Raw genomic sequence first — 14,459 nt, 5'->3', positions numbered from 1 at the left:
CATGGATTCTGAATCCGCGATCATGGAATGCGAATCCTTGTGACATCTCATCCGGGTCCGCATGCTAGGTCCATGGATGTCGTCACCGTCGCTTTCTACGATACGAAGCCCTATGACCGCGAATACTTCAGCCGCGCGGCGGAGCAGGCAGGAGCCGAGCTGCACTTCCATGAGTTCCGTCTCGCGGCGAGCAATGCGTCATCTGCCGCAGGGGCGCGGGTGGTCTGCGTGTTCGTGAATGACCGGCTGGATCGCGAGTGCCTGCAGGTGCTCGCGGATGGCGGGGTGAAGCTGATCGCCCTGCGCTGTGCGGGCTTCAACAACGTGGACCTCGCTGCGGCGAAGGAGTTGGGACTCGGCGTCGTGCGGGTCCCGGCTTATTCGCCGCATGCCGTCGCCGAGCATGCGGTGGCCCTGTTGATGACCCTGAACCGCAAGATCCACCGCGCCTTCAACCGGGTGCGCGAGCTGAACTTCTCGCTCGGCGGTCTGGTCGGCTTCGACCTGCATGGCAGGACCGTCGGGATCGTCGGCACCGGCAAGATCGGTCGTGCGGCGGCGCAGATCTTCCGTGGCTTCGGCTGCGATGTGTGTGCCTACGATCCCTATCCCTCCGAGGAATGGGCCAGCGACTTCGGCGTGCGCTACGTGACTCTGGATGAATTGCTGGGCGCGAGCGAGGTGGTGAGCCTGCACCTGCCGCTCACGCCGGAAACTTTCCATCTCATCGGGCCGGAATCGATCGCGCGGATGAAGCCGGGCGCCTATCTGGTGAATACCAGCCGCGGCAAGCTGGTGGATAGCGCCGCCGTCATCGCCGCGCTGAAGAGCGGGCAGCTCGGCGGCGTGGCGCTGGACGTGTATGAGGAGGAAGAGGGCGTCTTCTTCGAGGATCACTCCGGCGCGGCACTGCAGGATGACGTGCTCTCGCGCCTGCTGACTTTCCCGAACGTGCTGATCACCTCGCACCAAGCATTCCTCACGGAGGAGGCGCTGTCGGCGATCGCGGGTATCACGCTGGATAGCATCTCGCGCTTCGCGCGCGGCGAGGAAGCGGTGAAGGAAAGGACGCTAGCTTAGAGCTGCTCGGTGCGATCGCAGGCTTCCCGGGGCTTTGCTCCGCAGTCATACTCTGCGCGGATGAAGTTGGAGCGCCTGCTGGCCAAACACGACTCGATGGGCCGCAGGCAGGCGCGGCAGCGCATCCTCGCCGGGCGGGTGAGGGTGGATGGCCGGGTGACACTGGTCCACGATCTGGAGGTGGATCGCTTCGCCCGCGTGGAGTTGGACGGGCAGCCTCTGCGTCAAGCCGAGCGACTGCTGCACTTCATGGTGAACAAGCCGCCGGGGATCCTCAGCGCCACCCGCGATCCGGAGCATCGCACGGTGATCGATCTGTTGGATGATCCGGATCGCCACCTTCTGCATATTGCGGGACGTCTTGATCGGGGCACCACGGGTCTCGTCCTGCTTACCAACGACGGTCGCTGGTCGAAGCGCCTGATGGCACCGGAGGCCAAAGTGGCGAAGGTTTACCGGGTGCAGACGCGCGATCCGATTTTGCAACAAGCCGTGGATGATTTCGCCCGCGGCTTCTACTTCCACACGGAGGACCTGACGACCCTCCCCGCGGAGCTGGAGATCATTGGCGAGAGAGAGGCACGCCTGACGCTTCACGAGGGGCGCTACCACCAGATCAAGCGCATGTTCCACCGCACCGGCAATCTCGTGACCGCCCTGCACCGCGAGAGCATCGGCGGGATCGCCCTGCCCGCGGATCTTCCGGAAGGAGGATGGCGGGCGCTTTCCGCGGCGGAGATTGTCGGGGTGTTCGAGGGATAGCGAGCTAAGTCACCAGGTGGCGGAGGCATTCGCGCCCGCGACCTTGATGATCGGCGGCGCGTCTTCGATCTCGTTGTAGTGGTCGAGATGCATGTGGCGTTCCAGATGGGCCTCCGCGGTATTGCCCCGCACCACGACCGGGCGGTGGTCCGGGCCCAAGGGATCCGGGCCGGAGAAGTTTGCGGCTTGATTGCACGACGACAAGGTGAGCGTCGCCAGCGCCGCGATCGGCGAGAGTGCACGAATCATGAGAATCATACGGAGAAAAGGTGGGGGATGCGGGGGAGCTCACGCATCCCAATCGGTCACGATCTCGCCGTCGATCTCGTATTGGACGGTTTTCACGGCGGGGAAGTTCTTCACGACGGTGGCAACCAGAGAACCCTTTACGAACTCCTGAATCCCGGCAGTGTTGTTCAGATAGCGCATTGCTTCCCCGGAGAAGGAGACGATGAACTCCTTGTCTTTGATTCTGGCTCCGCGGTAGTAGGCGGCAAGTGGCTTGGCCCCCTCGAAGTGGGAGCTGCCGCGGAGGGCTTCGGGCGTGAAGGGGTTCTCCAGCTTCTTGTTCTTTGCTTGGTCACCTAGGGTGAGGAGTGCGGCGATCACTCCTTCCGGGGTCTTGAAAGTGCCGGGAAGCGTCGTTTCGATAAGAAAGCCCTCCGAGGTGTCGGCATAGATCTCGGGGTCGGGGAGGATCACCGTGAGATCGGCGGAGGCGACGCTGCCCAAGAGCATCGCGGCGACAAGAATCTGGCGCGGATTCATGCGAGAGCTTCGCATCGGCTGGGCCGCAGCGAAAGCACTTCGTGCTTCCGGTGGGGAGGGTCTCCCCGAAGATCGGAACGGGGGATCTTGCTCGCAGACGCCCTCAGCCGGAAGGACGAGAGTCCTTCCGCTACCCTTGATTTCGCACTCCAGCACTTACACGAAGCGCACTGCGTGCTTCTTCGAGAGCTTCAGCACATCGCCCGCTTTCACTGCCACGGCGGCATTCGGATCGACGAGCTTCTCGCCATTCAACTGCACGGATCCCGTCGTGATGAACTGCTTGCGCAATTCCCCGTTCGACTTCTCCAGATCGAAGGCGGCCTTGAAGCCATGCGCGGTGAGGGAGAGCACGTTCAGCTCGGCAGGGAGCTCCGCGATGGCGAGCTCCGGCAGCTCCGCAGCGGCCAGGTCCTTCTTCGAGAAGCGCGTGTCCCAATCCGTCCGTGCAGCGACACCCGCCTCCGCACCGTGGAAGCGCGCCGTGATCTTTTCCGCCAGCGCCTTCTTCGCCTCCATCGGGTGTGCGGCGGGATCGAGCGTCTCGCCGAGCAACACCAGGTAGTAGCGCACCATCAGCGTGTCGGACACGCTCATGATCTTGCCGAACATGTCGTTCGGCGCATCGCTCACGCCCACGTAGTTGCCGTAGGACTTCGACATCTTCTTCACGCCGTCGAGGCCCTCGAGCAGCGGCACGACCATCACCACCTGCTGCGGCTGGCCTTCTTCCTTCTGCAGGTCGCGGCCCACGAGGATGTTGAAAAGCTGGTCGGTGCCGCCGATCTCCACATCGGCGCGGATCTCCACGGAGTCCCAGCCCTGCATCACCGGGTATTGCAGTTCGTGCAGGCGCACTTCCTGCCCGGACTCGATGCGGTTGCGGAAGTCCTCGCGCTGCAGCATCTGCTGGAGCGTCACGCGGGAGTTCAGGCGCAGGATGTCCTCGTAGGACATCTTACGGAACCAATCGCCATTGTAGACGATCTCGGTCTTCTCCTTGTCGAGAATCTTGAAAGCCTGCTCGGTGTAGGTCGCGGCATTCACCAGCACCTCGTCACGGGTGAGCGGCGGTCGGGTCACCGAGCGGCCGGAGGGATCGCCGATGGTCGCGGTGAAATCGCCGATCAGCATCACCGCCTGGTGGCCGAGGAGCTGGAATTGGCGCAGCTTTTCCAGCGCGACCGTGTGACCCAGGTGGATATCCGGGGCGGTGGGGTCCACGCCGAGCTTGATCCGCAGGGGCCTGCCGAGGCGGAGCTTTTCGAGGAGTTCCTTTTCGGAGAGGACCTTGGCGGTGCCGGCGGTCAGGATCTGGAGCTGTTCTTCCGGAGTCACGGGGGGCGCAGCCTAGGGGCCGGGTCCGCCCATGGCAAGCGGCAGAAAAGCTCGGAGAATGACGAATGAGGAATTTCCGAATGACGAATGTCGTGTGAAAAGGTGGAACGAGCGATCGACGGTCGGGCGGGAGCCTCAATTCTTATAGGCACCTCATTCGACATTCGGGAATTCGGCATTCGTCATTCACCCGCCTCCCGGCCCGCGATGAACTGGCTCATCTCCCGCGGCAGGGGATTCCAGTATTGCCCGGCGTAGGTCTCCTTCACGTAGCAGAGGAAGTCCTCGTAGAGGTTCGCGTCGAATTCGCTGATGGTCGGCTTGCGGCCGTCGAAGGCGAGGTAGTCCGGGTGGACATTCACCAGCACCATGCCGCCGCGCTTGGCCAGCCAGTCGGTCTTGCCCTTCCAAATGCGGTTCGTCTGCTCGCGCAGGATCAGGTAGAGGGTGGCGTCCTGCGGCAGGGTGTAGGGTAGCTCCACATAGCGGTCCTCCGGGCGACGACCTTTCACCACGAAGGGGAAGATGGTCCCCGCGCCATCCGGCTGCGGCTCGAAGGGATCGGTATCGAAAGTCGAGGCATCGTACTGGATATCCAGCGTCTTCAGCCATTCCAGATTGTGGAACATGAAGCCGGCGCGGAAACCGACCGCGCTCCACTCCCGCAGGTGTGAATTGATGGCCACCGCGCATTCGTCGAAGGACTTGCGCGAGCGGTACAGCGAGCCGTCGTGGCGCAGGTCATGCACGCCGATCTCGAAGCCGGCATCGGTGAAGTGCTGCCGGAATTCCGGGGTGACCTCGTAGCCGCCCTCGGGGATCAGGTTGAAGGAGGAGCGGAAGCCATGCTTGCGTTCCATCTCCGCGAGCTGCTTGCAGCGCTCCAGACCCACCGGGCCCTCCACATCGTGGGTCAGCACCAGCGCGAATTTCTTGCCCTGCGGCCAACCACGCCATCCCGGCGGGGTTTCACCCGCGGATTCCATGATCGGCCAGTCTTTCGCCTTCTGCAGCTTGTAGTTCGCCCGCAGCCTCCGCATGGTGTAGCGCGCGGCCTGCGGCAGGAAGGGCTTGAAGACATAGTACATCGCATTGAGCAGGCTCATCCCGCGCCCCTCTTCCTCCGGGGCGTAGGCGGCGATGGCGCGTGGTGATTCGTCGGCGAGATCCATGATCAAGGGGGAGCTTGTCAGTGATGGAGAGATTCAGTTCCGGATCTCGATCGGATTGCGGCTGAGCCTTTCGAGCACCGCCGTGAAGGGAACGAAGAAGCCGTAGACGAAGAAGAAGACCAGCAGGAGACCCTGCACCACGAGCAGGATGTGGCAGAGCCGGATGATCTCCGCACCACCAGCCCGGGACTCCTCGGCGTTGTGCTTCACCAGATCGCCCAAGCTGTTGGCATAGGCGTGGAATTTCGGCACGCACTCGGTGTCGAAAAGCTTGTTGGCGTCCCCCATCTTGCCTTCCGCGAGCAGGGTCACCACATAGCGGCGTGTGGCGCGATAGCTCTCCTTACGCTCGTTCAGCCGGGCGAAGATCGCGCGCTCCTCATCCGTCTTTAGCGTTTCCTGATGGGTGGCATATTGGGAATCGACGATGCCGCTGCTTTTCTCGAGCAGGGCTCTCAGGTCATCCGCGGGGAGTCCGTTGCCATCCACGGAGCGGGCGGTTTCAAGGAAGCCCTCGGAGGCTTGCATGGTGGCCAGACTGCTGGTGGCGAGTCCCTGGAGCGGATCGGAGACGATGCGGGCCGCTTCCTTGCGGATCATCCAGATGGTGAATACCGGACTGCAAACGATGGCGAGCAAGACGAGAACGGCGAGGGTGAGGTAGAGGGTCCGCAGAGGCCCGGATTTCATGGCTGAGGGTGGGTGGGACATGGGTGAAGGGCCGGGGGAGAAAGTCTCGTCGCGGGGGGTAGCAGAGGCCGGGAGATAGGGCGAGCAATTCGTCACACAAGGGCAAGATAGGGGTATGACTCCGCAGCAAAAAGCCGGCCCCGGTGGAAACCGGGACCGGCTGGAGCGCCATGAGCGTGGCTGGAAATCAATTCGCCTCGGTGGCTGCCACACGAAGGAAGCCGGATTCACCGGCCGTGCCCGCGAGACGGAAGCTGCGCAGCTCCCACTCGGCGGAGGGTGCCGGGTCCACACCTTGCGTCAGCGCCGGGGTGACTTCTTCCACCGGGGCGTCCCAGTTGCCGAGGTTCGTCGAGCCTTGGATCTCGTAGCGCACGCCATCGATGGTGGCCGCGAGACGACCGCTCTGCACCGAGAAACTGGCACCGGCGCGAACGGCCACCGTGATGACCGCACCCGTGGTGGTGGCCACCGGCGAGTGAATCCCGCGCGATCCGGAATCTCCCGGCAAGCCGCCGAGTGCGAATTCCAGAATGTTAGGAACGCCATCCTGATCCGGGTCTTGCTCCGCGCCGCGCTGGCCTTCCGCAATTCCCGCGGCGGCGGCCCAGAGCGAGAAGGGCGTGCCGCCCGTGCTCACGCGGATCGTCGTGCGGTTCAGCGTGGAATCGAAGCTGGCGGTGGTGCCGGTGGCACCGTGGAACCATGCCTCCGTGAGGATTGCGCGACGGTCGCCCGTCAGCCGGATCTCGCCGCCTTCGAAGTTGAAGGTGCCGCGAACGGTCGAGGTGATGTTCGCCGCCGTCAGGGTGCCGCCGCTCATGGTGAAGGAGCCGTTGGCATTGCTCTGCCCCAGGTTCACCGCTTGCTCCACGCTCAGGCTGCCGCCGGAGAGTGTGACAGCGCCGGTGGAACCGCCGCCGACCATCAGCGGGGTGCTGCCGGTGATCGCGAGGCTGCCGCCAGAGATATCCAGCAGGTTGTTCCCCGCGCCTTCGAAGCCGATCAGGAAGGTATTGTAGTTCGCGAAGCTGGCGCTGCCGCCCGTCACGCGCATGGTGCCGGTGCGGGAGAGGTAGACGAAGTTGTTGTTCGAGCTGGTGAAGCTCGCGCTGCCGCCGGAGATCTCGAAAAGATCGCCCGTGCCCGCCTTGCCCACGTGCACGTTGTGCAGGATGCTGCCGCCCACGCTGGTGTTGCCATTGCCCGTGGACTTCACGATCAGCTGGCCGGTGCCGGAGAGCAGATACTTCGATCCGCCGGCCGCCGCCGTATCCGCGCTGAAGAAGCCGCGGTCCAGCGTGAGATCCACCGTGCCACCCGTGTGGGTAAAGGTGCCCGGCAGGCTCACCCCGGCGATGAAGTAGTTCCCGGTCTGCTTCAGCGTTCCGCCGCTGACCGTGAATTCGCCGTTGTTCAGCACGCGTCCGTTCACCGTCAGCGAGCCGGTCCCCGATACGACCGTGCGGCCGTAACGCTCCAAGTTGGCACCGCGCACTGCGGCGCTGCTGGCGATGGTGAAATCCTCCGAGAGGCCGGGGACGCGGTCACCGGACCAGTTGTAGCCCCAGTCGAAGCCGTTGTTCAACGCGCCGGTCCAAGTGAAGGCGGGGGACACGATCACGTTGGTGTCGAGCGAGGTGCCCGGCAGCGGGAAGACCTGGCTCTGCTGAGAGCGCAGGGTGCTGGTCGGATAGCTGAAGGAAGTGACGTTATCGATCAGCTCCCAAGTGATGCCGTCCGCGCTGCCTTCGAGGGTCCACTTCACCGGGTCGCGCAGGTCGGCATCGTTTGCCGTGGTGAAGCGGTAGGAGTCGATCTCGACGGCTTGCTCGAACTCGAACACCACCGGCTTGATCCGGCGGTCCAGCATCTTGGTGGTGGTGAGGCCGTCCACCAGCAGAGGGGCCGCCTCCGCCACGGGCGTCATGCCGCCCGGGTTGGTCACGATCACGTTGAGCAGGTTGTCATTGGTGCCGTTGCTGCCCGTGGCTTGCGTGACTGCGGCGTTCGTGGCGAAGAGGTTCAGCTCGGTGCCATTGCGGAAGAAGGAGAACTCCGAGAGCTGGTGCCCGTCCGATCCGGGACGCGTGGCGACCGGGGTGAACCGGTAGAAGCGGCGGTTCGCCGTGCCGCCCGCCACCGAGCGGAGGGTCAGCTTCTTGTTAGAGGAGCGCGTACCATTCGCCGCGGTGAGCGTGTAAACGGTCTCGGCATTGGCCGGCGGCGTGACTTCACGGGTTTCCGTCACCTGCGGTGCGGGACTGGAAGCCGGGCTGAGGGTAAGCGTTTGCGGCTCGTCGCCGAGTTCGAAGTCGTAGGCATCCCACTCGATGCTCACCGGCGTGCCGTTCTTGACGATCGGGTAGTTCTCGAAGGCATAGTCGAAGTAGGCGATGGTCGGTGCGATCTCGCCGGTGACCGGGAAGCTTTGTTGGAAGACCTGGTTCGCCGGGTTGCTCGGGTGGCCGATGATGCGGTCGATCAGCACCCATTCCTCCGTGGTGGAATTGCGGCCCCAGACTTTCCAGTCGATCGGGTTGCGGTTCGGGAAGGTGGCGGTATCACCACCGGTGGCGAAGCTGTAGGAGTCGATCGTCACCGGTGTGGTGAAGTCGAAGTAGAGGAACTTGGCGGCACCACCGTTGTCATTGATGCCGGTGAGCCACTTGGTGCCCAGCGCACCGTCGATGATCTTGAGCGCGCCCTCCGCATCCGTGAGTGCGCGGGATCCGCCGGTCACGGTCACGGGCACCATGTTCACGGCCGTGCCGTTCTGCCCCACGGTCGGCGCGGGCACCGCCTCGGGATTGTTCGCCACCAGGTTCAGGCGGGTGCCGCCGTTCGAGAGCACGAACTCGGACAACTGGATGATGGTGCCGTTCGCATACATGCGGGTCGGCTCGAAGCGGTAGTGCTGATAGGTGACCTGGGCCGCGGCGGAAGCAGCCAGGAGCGCGTTCAGCGCGAGGACGGGAGGCAGGGTTCTGCGATACTTGTTCATGGTTTGATTTGGTCCGCCGCTCCTCCTTGGGGGATTTGCGGCGGGCACAAACGGTCCGGGGTTTAAAAAGGTTTCCCGACGCTATCGTCACGGAAGAGGCATTGATCGCCGGGGTAGTAGTCGGGTGCTGCGTAACCCGCTACGTGCAAGTTGCATCGGCCTTCGCGTGAGGCATTGGGGAGGGACATCGCTGCCGCTCGGACCAAGGACGCGTGAGCAAAACGTGACATTCCCCGCCGCTCTCCGGGGCCGCGATTGGGCCTTGGCAAGCCCCGCGGGCATCGGGCATGTTCGCAGGACATGACCCCGCTCTTGAGGCAACTCGAAGGTCTCACCGTCCGGGTGGACGACGTGATCTACATGCCCAGCCTGGATGCTCCGGACGAGCGTCCGCACCCCTTCGTGTACTTCATCTCGATCAAGAACGAGTCGCTGGAGAGGGTCACCATCCGCGGCCGCAAGTGGATCGTGCGCGAGGACGATGGCGAGGTCACGGTGGTGGAAGGCGACGGCGTCGTCGGCCAGAGCCCGGTGATCGCGCCCGGCGAGAATTTCTCCTACAACAGCTATCACGTGACCCGCGGCGACGGGAAAGCGGAGGGTGCCTTCTTCGGCGAGACGGAGGATGGCGAGTGGATTTTCGCCCGCATCCCGGAGTTTGAATTGAAAGTCCCGGGCTGGGTCTAACAGGTGCTGCGGATCTTGCCATTGTTGCCATGGATCAAGCGGGCTCAGGTGCCCTTGCTGATCCTGCTGATACTCGCGGGGATCGGTGCCTTCCTGGAGATCGCCGTGGAGGTGCGGGAGAACGAGACGCGGGAGCTGGACGAGAAGCTGCTCCTGATGATGCGCAAGCCGGGGAATCCCGCGGATCCCATCGGCTCGGACCGGATCGAGGAGATGGCGCGGGATCTCACCGCGCTCGGCGGCATGACTTTGCTAACCGGCGTGACCTTGGTGGCGACCGGGGTGGCGCTCTTCGCGGGCAGACGGCGCCTTGCCTTGCTCGGGCTGAGCTCGGTGATTCTCGGCTCGGTGGTGATGAATCTGCTCAAGCACGGCTTCGATCGCCCGCGACCGGATCTGGTCGAGCATGCCACCGTCACGCATCACTCCAGCTTCCCCAGCGGTCACTCGATGATGGCGGCGCTGGTCTATCTCACGCTGGGCATTCTGCTGGCGCGCACGCAGTCGCGGAAGCGGGTGCGCACCTTCATCGTGGCGATCTCCATGCTGGTCACGGTGCTGGTGGGCGTGAGCCGGGTCTATCTGGGCGTGCACTGGCCCACGGATGTCGCAGCGGGCTGGGCGCTCGGCGGGGCCTGGGCGGTGATGTTCTGGCTCGCGGCGATCAAGTTCGACCCGCAGTCCGCGCCGGAGAAGTAAAGGGTCTCATCGGTGCGGTGCGAAGAGGGCGTCGGAGTCGGCGGCCGATCCGCTTAAACAAGTCTCAGTGAATCAATCCTTTTACCCCGAAGAATTCGGGCGAGCGCAGAAAGATTTCGGTGAGAAGCGCCACGAGGGCGAACCATCCAAGCCTGGCCACGGATGAATTGCGCAGCAGTAGATGCAAGGCAAGGAAGCAGCCCGCGATCGCGATCAGTCCCAGCAGCGCAATCGTGGCATGCGGGAGAAAATTCAGTCTCAGGTTCATCCACATGACGAAGAGGTAGATGGTGAGAAGAAGTCCGTAGCACCCGGATGCGATGGCGAGCAGGGCGGAGATAATCTCGGTGACCGATCGGAGGAGATACTTGGGCAGGGATTCCACCCCGGCGGCGCTTGTCATGGGAGCCAAGCTCGTCCCCGGGCATGAAGGGGCTACGAGCAGGCGGTGAAATGCGGATGAAGAAGCGTTGTTGCAGGCCTACGAAGTTTGGTTAGGGGTAGGGGATATGGCACATCGCTGGCTCTTCATGTTCCTCTACGGGCTGCACCTTGTCTGGACCGGATTCCAGAGCGGGATCAACGCCCGCGCTTACAAGGCGAATTCCCTCTGGTTCTGCCTCGTCATGGGACTGACCGCGATCGCCGCTTCCTTCCTCTTCCGCGCCGGTCGCACGACCTTGGCGAAGCGGGTGAGCGCCTTCGTGGTGCTGCTGGTTTTCGGCTTCTACCTCTACTGCTTCGTGAAGGCCCCGGCGGAGGATGCCACTTTGAGGGTCGGCCTGATCATGCTCAGTTCGATCGCGGCAGGATCGCTGGTCTTCATGCCTGCGGCCCGGAAGTAGGCACTCTTGTCTCCTTCTAATACCATCTCCAATAGTTCATGTGACTTTCGGGTAATGCGGGCCTCCTTGCCCGCAGAAATCCGTAAATCCGTTGGAATCCGTAAATCCGTCGTTACTGCCCGAAGCACCGGAAAGTCACTTTATTGAATCACCGAGGGTGCTTTCACTATGATCGCGAGCACTCCGCCACCCCGTCCGCCGTCGCCAGGCAATGCATCCGCGCATCATGCTCTTCGGTTGGTAGCTCGGGATGAACTTGCTCCCGGTAGCACACTGCCACCCGCACTGCCTCGGGATCCGCCTGCGCCAGAGCGCGATCGTAGAAGCCCTTGCCGCGTCCCAGTCGCTTGCCGCTCCGCGTAAAGGCAATCCCCGGACAAAGAAAAATCTCGACCTCCTCCAGCGGGCATACCGGGGATTCCGGTGTGGGCTCGGAGATCCCGTAGGGACCGGTCACGATGTCCTTCAACCCGGGATCAACGTGATGGAACTCCATGAGCCCGTCCCCGGTGATCCGCGGCAGCACCCAGCGGAACTGCGGCAGCTCCACCATCAGCGGCAGCAGCAGGGCCTCGCCCGGCAGGGCGAAGAAACTGGCGATGACCTTTTCTTCGCGGTGCCGCAGCCACTCCAGCAGATGGGTGCGGATCTCAGCGGACTGGGCGATCTGGCCCGCCTCATCCGGGCGCGAGGCCCGGAGGACCCGGCGCAGGGCGGGTTTCGAATCATCGCGGGGACTTGTCACTTGCAATGGCCGGAGTGGGACGGAAACCTATGGCCGATGATCCGAACTTGGCAAGCTGCCCTGATCGCGCTGGCGATTCCCGCCCTTTCACCGGGGGCGGACGAGGCGGCTGCGGCCAAGTTCAATTGGGATCCGCCGAAGGTGGGCGCGGGGCTCTTCACCGATGCGCTCGGCATGCTCGACCGCGAGCGGGAGGAGTATGCGGATCACCTGGCCACCTATGCGTCGAACCGCGTGGCGACCGCGAAGGCCAGTGCCGCCTCGCTGGCGGATGCCCGCCGGATCGTGGCGCTTTCCCTGAATCTCTCCACCCGCAACAAGAAGGCGCTGGTGCTGAGCTTCCAGCTTTCCCGCGGCGTCTTGCCGGAAGCGGCGGGCCCGGATTTCCAGCCGGACGTGCTGGCCCGCCTGCTCTTCGAGCGCGGCCAGGAGCTCAAGAAACAGGCCGGTGCGGAGAATATCCTGATGTCCCGGATCTTCACCGAGCTCTCCGCGGAGATCGACCCGAAGAACGATGACGCGGTCTATGCCAGCGAGATCCAGCGGCTCGACTATGGCGGCGTGAATTGGAACGCACTCACGGACGTGAAAGCGAGGGCGGAACCTGAGAAACAGGGCGCGGAAAAAGGGGAGATGCCTTGATTCCCTCTGACACGAGCGTCTCGTTATTTCTTCTTGTCCACCACCACCCGTTTGTAAGGTGGCGCGATCTTGCCTTTCTCGGTGAGAATCCCGGAATCGATAAGCGTGCGCCTCCCTTGCGCCGGCGTCATTTTTTCCAGACGCTTCGAAGCGTTCTTCCAGAGCTCTTCGACGCCTTCAGCTTTCCTTTCCCGGTTCACCCCTTTAGGCTGGTCTGAAATACCCTATAATGCAAGACGGATCCCGGACGGCGATCTGGATATGGGATTTGAATCTGATTCCAGATCCCTCGAAGGCGGCCCCTCCTTCCTGAAACATCCCGCGGACCGTCTGGAATCGTTGTGACCCCGCTTCTTTCTCAAGTTGGGGTAGCAGCCAATTGAGAAGCATGCAGTCGCGATCCCGCCTGAGAAGATCGTCACCCCCGTGGTTTCGAGGGAGGTCCCTTCCGTCAAATTTAAGGCGTTTCTGCAATTCCTCGAACGCAGGCGCGAGGATTCCGGTGTAGCGGGTATCGAGGAGATCGAAGCAATTTCCGAGTTGGATCAGGGCGCCTACGACTGCGGGATTTTTCAGTTTTCCTTGGGAGCACCGTTGCTTCGCCCACGCCAAGGCCCGGTCCGGTCCATGCTCCCAAAAATAGATCTCGCTTCCGAGCCAATCGTAGTCCTTCTCGCTGGGCAACAGCGCCTCGCCTTTCTCGATGGCTTTCTTTGCAACCGAGGCGTCACATCCATGATAACCGACGATCAATCTTTGGTAGGCGGCAAGATTCACTGGAACGGTTCTAGCGGGATTTTACGGATTTTGTCCATGCGGGCAGAGTTTGACGTGCATTCCCGGTTCGCCTCACGACGGGCTTGCCAGCCGCCGTCCACCGCCTAGGCTCCGCCCTCCTTACCCATGAAAATCTGGCTGGACGGCGAATTGGTGGATGAATCCGAAGCGAAGGTGTCCGTGTTCGATCACGGCTTGCTCTACGGCGACGGCGTCTTCGAGGGCATCCGCTTTTACAATCGCCGCGTCTTCCGCCTAGAGGAGCACATCCGCCGTCTTTTCGATTCCGCCCGCGCCATCGTTTTGGAGATCCCCTGGACGCAGGAAGAGGTCTGCAAGTTCGTGGTGGAGACTGTCGCGGCCAATGGCCTGGATGACGGTTACATCCGCCTGGTGGTGACCCGCGGTTCCGGCGGCCTGGGCCTGAACCCGTATCTCTGCAAGCGGGCGAGCATGTTCATCATCGCCTCGACCATCAGCCTCTATCCGCAGGAGCACTACGAGAACGGCCTCGCCGTGATCACCTGTGCCACCCGCCGCCCCGCGCCCGCCGCGCTCATGCCGCAGGTGAAGTCGCTGAACTACCTGAACAACATCATGGCGAAGGTGGAGGCCATCCAGGCTGGCGCTCTCGAGGCCGTGATGCTGAACGAGCAGGGCTACGTGGCCGAGTGCACCGGCGACAACATCTTCCTCATCCGCGACAACGTGATGCACACCCCGCAGGTGAGCGATGGCGCGCTGGACGGGGTGACCCGCCGCGTGATCCTGGAGCTGGCCGACCAACTGGGCGTGCCGGTCCTGGAGCGACAGCTCACCCGCTACGACATTTACATCGCGGATGAATGCTTCCTGACCGGCACCGCTGCGGAGGTCATCCCCGCCGTGGAACTCGACCGCCGCAAGATCGGCACCGGCAAGCCCGGCCCGGTCACCCAGCGCTTCATCGCGGCCTTCAAGGAACTGGCCGGCAGCACCGGCACGCCGATTGATTGAGGCTCGGATTTTTTCTCAAAGCCGGGTCTGTGCCTCGCGGCGCCGGCCCGGCTTTTTTGTTCTCAGGACCTGTAGCTTGGAGCCGCAGGCTCTTTCGGAGTGCGGCGAGTATCGCCGCTGTGGAACGCGTCCGCGGCCAAGTGCGCGATGCCCGCAGTTAGGCCGCGAAAGGCAGTCCTCTCCCGCTGGTGCTTTCGGAGCTCGTGAATCTAATGCCAGAAAATCGGGATTTTCCCGGGAGATTTCATTTCGCA

At 63.1% G+C, this 14,459-nt stretch carries 17 protein-coding genes; 7 read left to right on the top strand and 10 right to left on the bottom strand.

Translation table 11 applies throughout. The features are described 5' to 3' along the window. The first annotated feature begins 72 nt into the window (after positions 1-72). Together OJ996_RS20205 and OJ996_RS20200 are read left to right on the top strand one after the other, a co-directional pair. Positions 73-1,080 carry a 2-hydroxyacid dehydrogenase gene (locus OJ996_RS20205; protein ID WP_264515485.1) on the top strand — a complete coding sequence of 336 codons (1,008 nt, stop codon included), beginning with the start codon at positions 73-75 and terminating at the stop codon, positions 1,078-1,080. Between the two features lie 60 nt (positions 1,081-1,140). Continuing rightward, on the top strand, positions 1,141-1,842 hold the full coding sequence (locus OJ996_RS20200) for a pseudouridine synthase (protein WP_264515484.1): 702 nt from the start codon (positions 1,141-1,143) through the stop codon (positions 1,840-1,842). A 9-nt stretch (positions 1,843-1,851) separates the two neighbouring features. On the opposite strand, the gene OJ996_RS20195 is transcribed toward OJ996_RS20200, so the two are convergent. The 6 genes from OJ996_RS20195 to OJ996_RS20170 form a co-directional block, all read right to left on the bottom strand. Next, positions 1,852-2,091 carry a hypothetical protein gene (locus OJ996_RS20195; protein WP_264515482.1) on the bottom strand — a complete coding sequence of 80 codons (240 nt, stop codon included), beginning with the start codon at positions 2,089-2,091 and terminating at the stop codon, positions 1,852-1,854. Positions 2,092-2,130: 39 nt separating this feature from the next. Next, a complete protein-coding gene (locus tag OJ996_RS20190) occupies positions 2,131-2,610 on the bottom strand; it encodes a hypothetical protein (protein WP_264515481.1) in 480 nt (159 codons plus the stop codon). Positions 2,611-2,766: 156 nt separating this feature from the next. Continuing rightward, entirely contained in the window at positions 2,767-3,948 is a 1,182-nt protein-coding gene (gene tyrS, locus OJ996_RS20185; RefSeq protein WP_264515480.1) for a tyrosine--tRNA ligase, read from the bottom strand. A gap of 182 nt (positions 3,949-4,130) precedes the next feature. Then, on the bottom strand, positions 4,131-5,120 hold the full coding sequence (locus OJ996_RS20180; RefSeq protein ID WP_264515479.1) for a polysaccharide deacetylase family protein: 990 nt from the start codon (positions 5,118-5,120) through the stop codon (positions 4,131-4,133). Between the two features lie 33 nt (positions 5,121-5,153). Beyond that, a complete protein-coding gene (locus OJ996_RS20175; protein ID WP_264515478.1) occupies positions 5,154-5,810 on the bottom strand; it encodes an MCP four helix bundle domain-containing protein in 657 nt (218 codons plus the stop codon). A gap of 187 nt (positions 5,811-5,997) precedes the next feature. Next, on the bottom strand, positions 5,998-8,814 hold the full coding sequence (locus tag OJ996_RS20170) for a hypothetical protein (protein WP_264515477.1): 2,817 nt from the start codon (positions 8,812-8,814) through the stop codon (positions 5,998-6,000). 300 nt (positions 8,815-9,114) lie between these two features. Here OJ996_RS20170 and OJ996_RS20165 point away from each other — a divergent pair, with 300 nt between their 5' ends. After that, positions 9,115-9,501, top strand: a complete 387-nt coding sequence (locus OJ996_RS20165) for a Co(2+)/Mg(2+) efflux protein ApaG (RefSeq protein ID WP_264515476.1) — start codon at positions 9,115-9,117, stop codon at positions 9,499-9,501. Between the two features lie 15 nt (positions 9,502-9,516). Continuing rightward, positions 9,517-10,200 (top strand): phosphatase PAP2 family protein, encoded by a 684-nt coding sequence (locus tag OJ996_RS20160; protein ID WP_264515475.1) that lies wholly within the window; start codon positions 9,517-9,519, stop codon positions 10,198-10,200. A 64-nt stretch (positions 10,201-10,264) separates the two neighbouring features. On the opposite strand, the gene OJ996_RS20155 is transcribed toward OJ996_RS20160, so the two are convergent. Continuing rightward, positions 10,265-10,603, bottom strand: a complete 339-nt coding sequence (locus tag OJ996_RS20155) for a hypothetical protein (protein WP_264515474.1) — start codon at positions 10,601-10,603, stop codon at positions 10,265-10,267. A 106-nt stretch (positions 10,604-10,709) separates the two neighbouring features. Here OJ996_RS20155 and OJ996_RS20150 point away from each other — a divergent pair, with 106 nt between their 5' ends. Continuing rightward, the gene (locus tag OJ996_RS20150; RefSeq protein WP_264515473.1) at positions 10,710-11,045 is read left to right on the top strand and encodes a hypothetical protein; all 336 of its coding nucleotides are present in this window, start codon (positions 10,710-10,712) and stop codon (positions 11,043-11,045) included. A gap of 166 nt (positions 11,046-11,211) precedes the next feature. Here the strand turns inward: OJ996_RS20150 and OJ996_RS20145 are convergent, their stop codons facing one another. Beyond that, on the bottom strand, positions 11,212-11,790 hold the full coding sequence (locus OJ996_RS20145) for a 5-formyltetrahydrofolate cyclo-ligase (protein ID WP_264515472.1): 579 nt from the start codon (positions 11,788-11,790) through the stop codon (positions 11,212-11,214). 36 nt (positions 11,791-11,826) lie between these two features. On the opposite strand from OJ996_RS20145, the gene OJ996_RS20140 reads away from it, so the two are divergent. Continuing rightward, on the top strand, positions 11,827-12,432 hold the full coding sequence (locus tag OJ996_RS20140) for a hypothetical protein (RefSeq protein WP_264515471.1): 606 nt from the start codon (positions 11,827-11,829) through the stop codon (positions 12,430-12,432). Positions 12,433-12,455: 23 nt separating this feature from the next. On the opposite strand, the gene OJ996_RS20135 is transcribed toward OJ996_RS20140, so the two are convergent. Together OJ996_RS20135 and OJ996_RS20130 are read right to left on the bottom strand one after the other, a co-directional pair. Further along, complete coding sequence (locus tag OJ996_RS20135) at positions 12,456-12,632, bottom strand: hypothetical protein (protein ID WP_264515470.1); 177 nt, start codon at positions 12,630-12,632, stop codon at positions 12,456-12,458. Positions 12,633-12,636: 4 nt separating this feature from the next. Then, positions 12,637-13,209 carry a hypothetical protein gene (locus OJ996_RS20130; protein WP_264515469.1) on the bottom strand — a complete coding sequence of 191 codons (573 nt, stop codon included), beginning with the start codon at positions 13,207-13,209 and terminating at the stop codon, positions 12,637-12,639. Positions 13,210-13,335: 126 nt separating this feature from the next. Here OJ996_RS20130 and ilvE point away from each other — a divergent pair, with 126 nt between their 5' ends. Next, positions 13,336-14,205: a branched-chain-amino-acid transaminase gene (gene ilvE, locus OJ996_RS20125; protein ID WP_264515468.1), complete on the top strand. Its 870-nt coding sequence runs from the start codon at positions 13,336-13,338 to the stop codon at positions 14,203-14,205. Positions 14,206-14,459: the final 254 nt, after the last annotated feature.

This window comes from Luteolibacter rhizosphaerae, assembly GCF_025950095.1.
Taxonomy (GTDB): Bacteria; Verrucomicrobiota; Verrucomicrobiia; order Verrucomicrobiales; family Akkermansiaceae; genus Haloferula; species Haloferula rhizosphaerae.
The sequence above is the reverse complement of the archived record's forward strand: the minus strand, read 5'-3'. Positions and strand labels throughout refer to the sequence as shown.

What these genes read in the sequence shown, in the direction of transcription:
- OJ996_RS20205 (WP_264515485.1), top strand. Translation starts at nt 73, where the DNA reads ATGGATGTCGTCACCGTCGCTTTCTACGATACGAAGCCCTATGACCGC.
- OJ996_RS20200 (WP_264515484.1), top strand. Translation starts at nt 1,141, where the DNA reads ATGAAGTTGGAGCGCCTGCTGGCCAAACACGACTCGATGGGCCGCAGG.
- OJ996_RS20195 (WP_264515482.1), bottom strand. Translation starts at nt 2,091, where the DNA reads ATGATTCGTGCACTCTCGCCGATCGCGGCGCTGGCGACGCTCACCTTG.
- OJ996_RS20190 (WP_264515481.1), bottom strand. Translation starts at nt 2,610, where the DNA reads ATGAATCCGCGCCAGATTCTTGTCGCCGCGATGCTCTTGGGCAGCGTC.
- OJ996_RS20180 (WP_264515479.1), bottom strand. Translation starts at nt 5,120, where the DNA reads ATGGATCTCGCCGACGAATCACCACGCGCCATCGCCGCCTACGCCCCG.
- OJ996_RS20175 (WP_264515478.1), bottom strand. Translation starts at nt 5,810, where the DNA reads ATGAAATCCGGGCCTCTGCGGACCCTCTACCTCACCCTCGCCGTTCTC.
- OJ996_RS20170 (WP_264515477.1), bottom strand. Translation starts at nt 8,814, where the DNA reads ATGAACAAGTATCGCAGAACCCTGCCTCCCGTCCTCGCGCTGAACGCG.
- OJ996_RS20165 (WP_264515476.1), top strand. Translation starts at nt 9,115, where the DNA reads ATGACCCCGCTCTTGAGGCAACTCGAAGGTCTCACCGTCCGGGTGGAC.
- OJ996_RS20155 (WP_264515474.1), bottom strand. Translation starts at nt 10,603, where the DNA reads ATGACAAGCGCCGCCGGGGTGGAATCCCTGCCCAAGTATCTCCTCCGA.
- OJ996_RS20150 (WP_264515473.1), top strand. Translation starts at nt 10,710, where the DNA reads ATGGCACATCGCTGGCTCTTCATGTTCCTCTACGGGCTGCACCTTGTC.
- OJ996_RS20140 (WP_264515471.1), top strand. Translation starts at nt 11,827, where the DNA reads ATGATCCGAACTTGGCAAGCTGCCCTGATCGCGCTGGCGATTCCCGCC.
- ilvE (WP_264515468.1), top strand. Translation starts at nt 13,336, where the DNA reads ATGAAAATCTGGCTGGACGGCGAATTGGTGGATGAATCCGAAGCGAAG.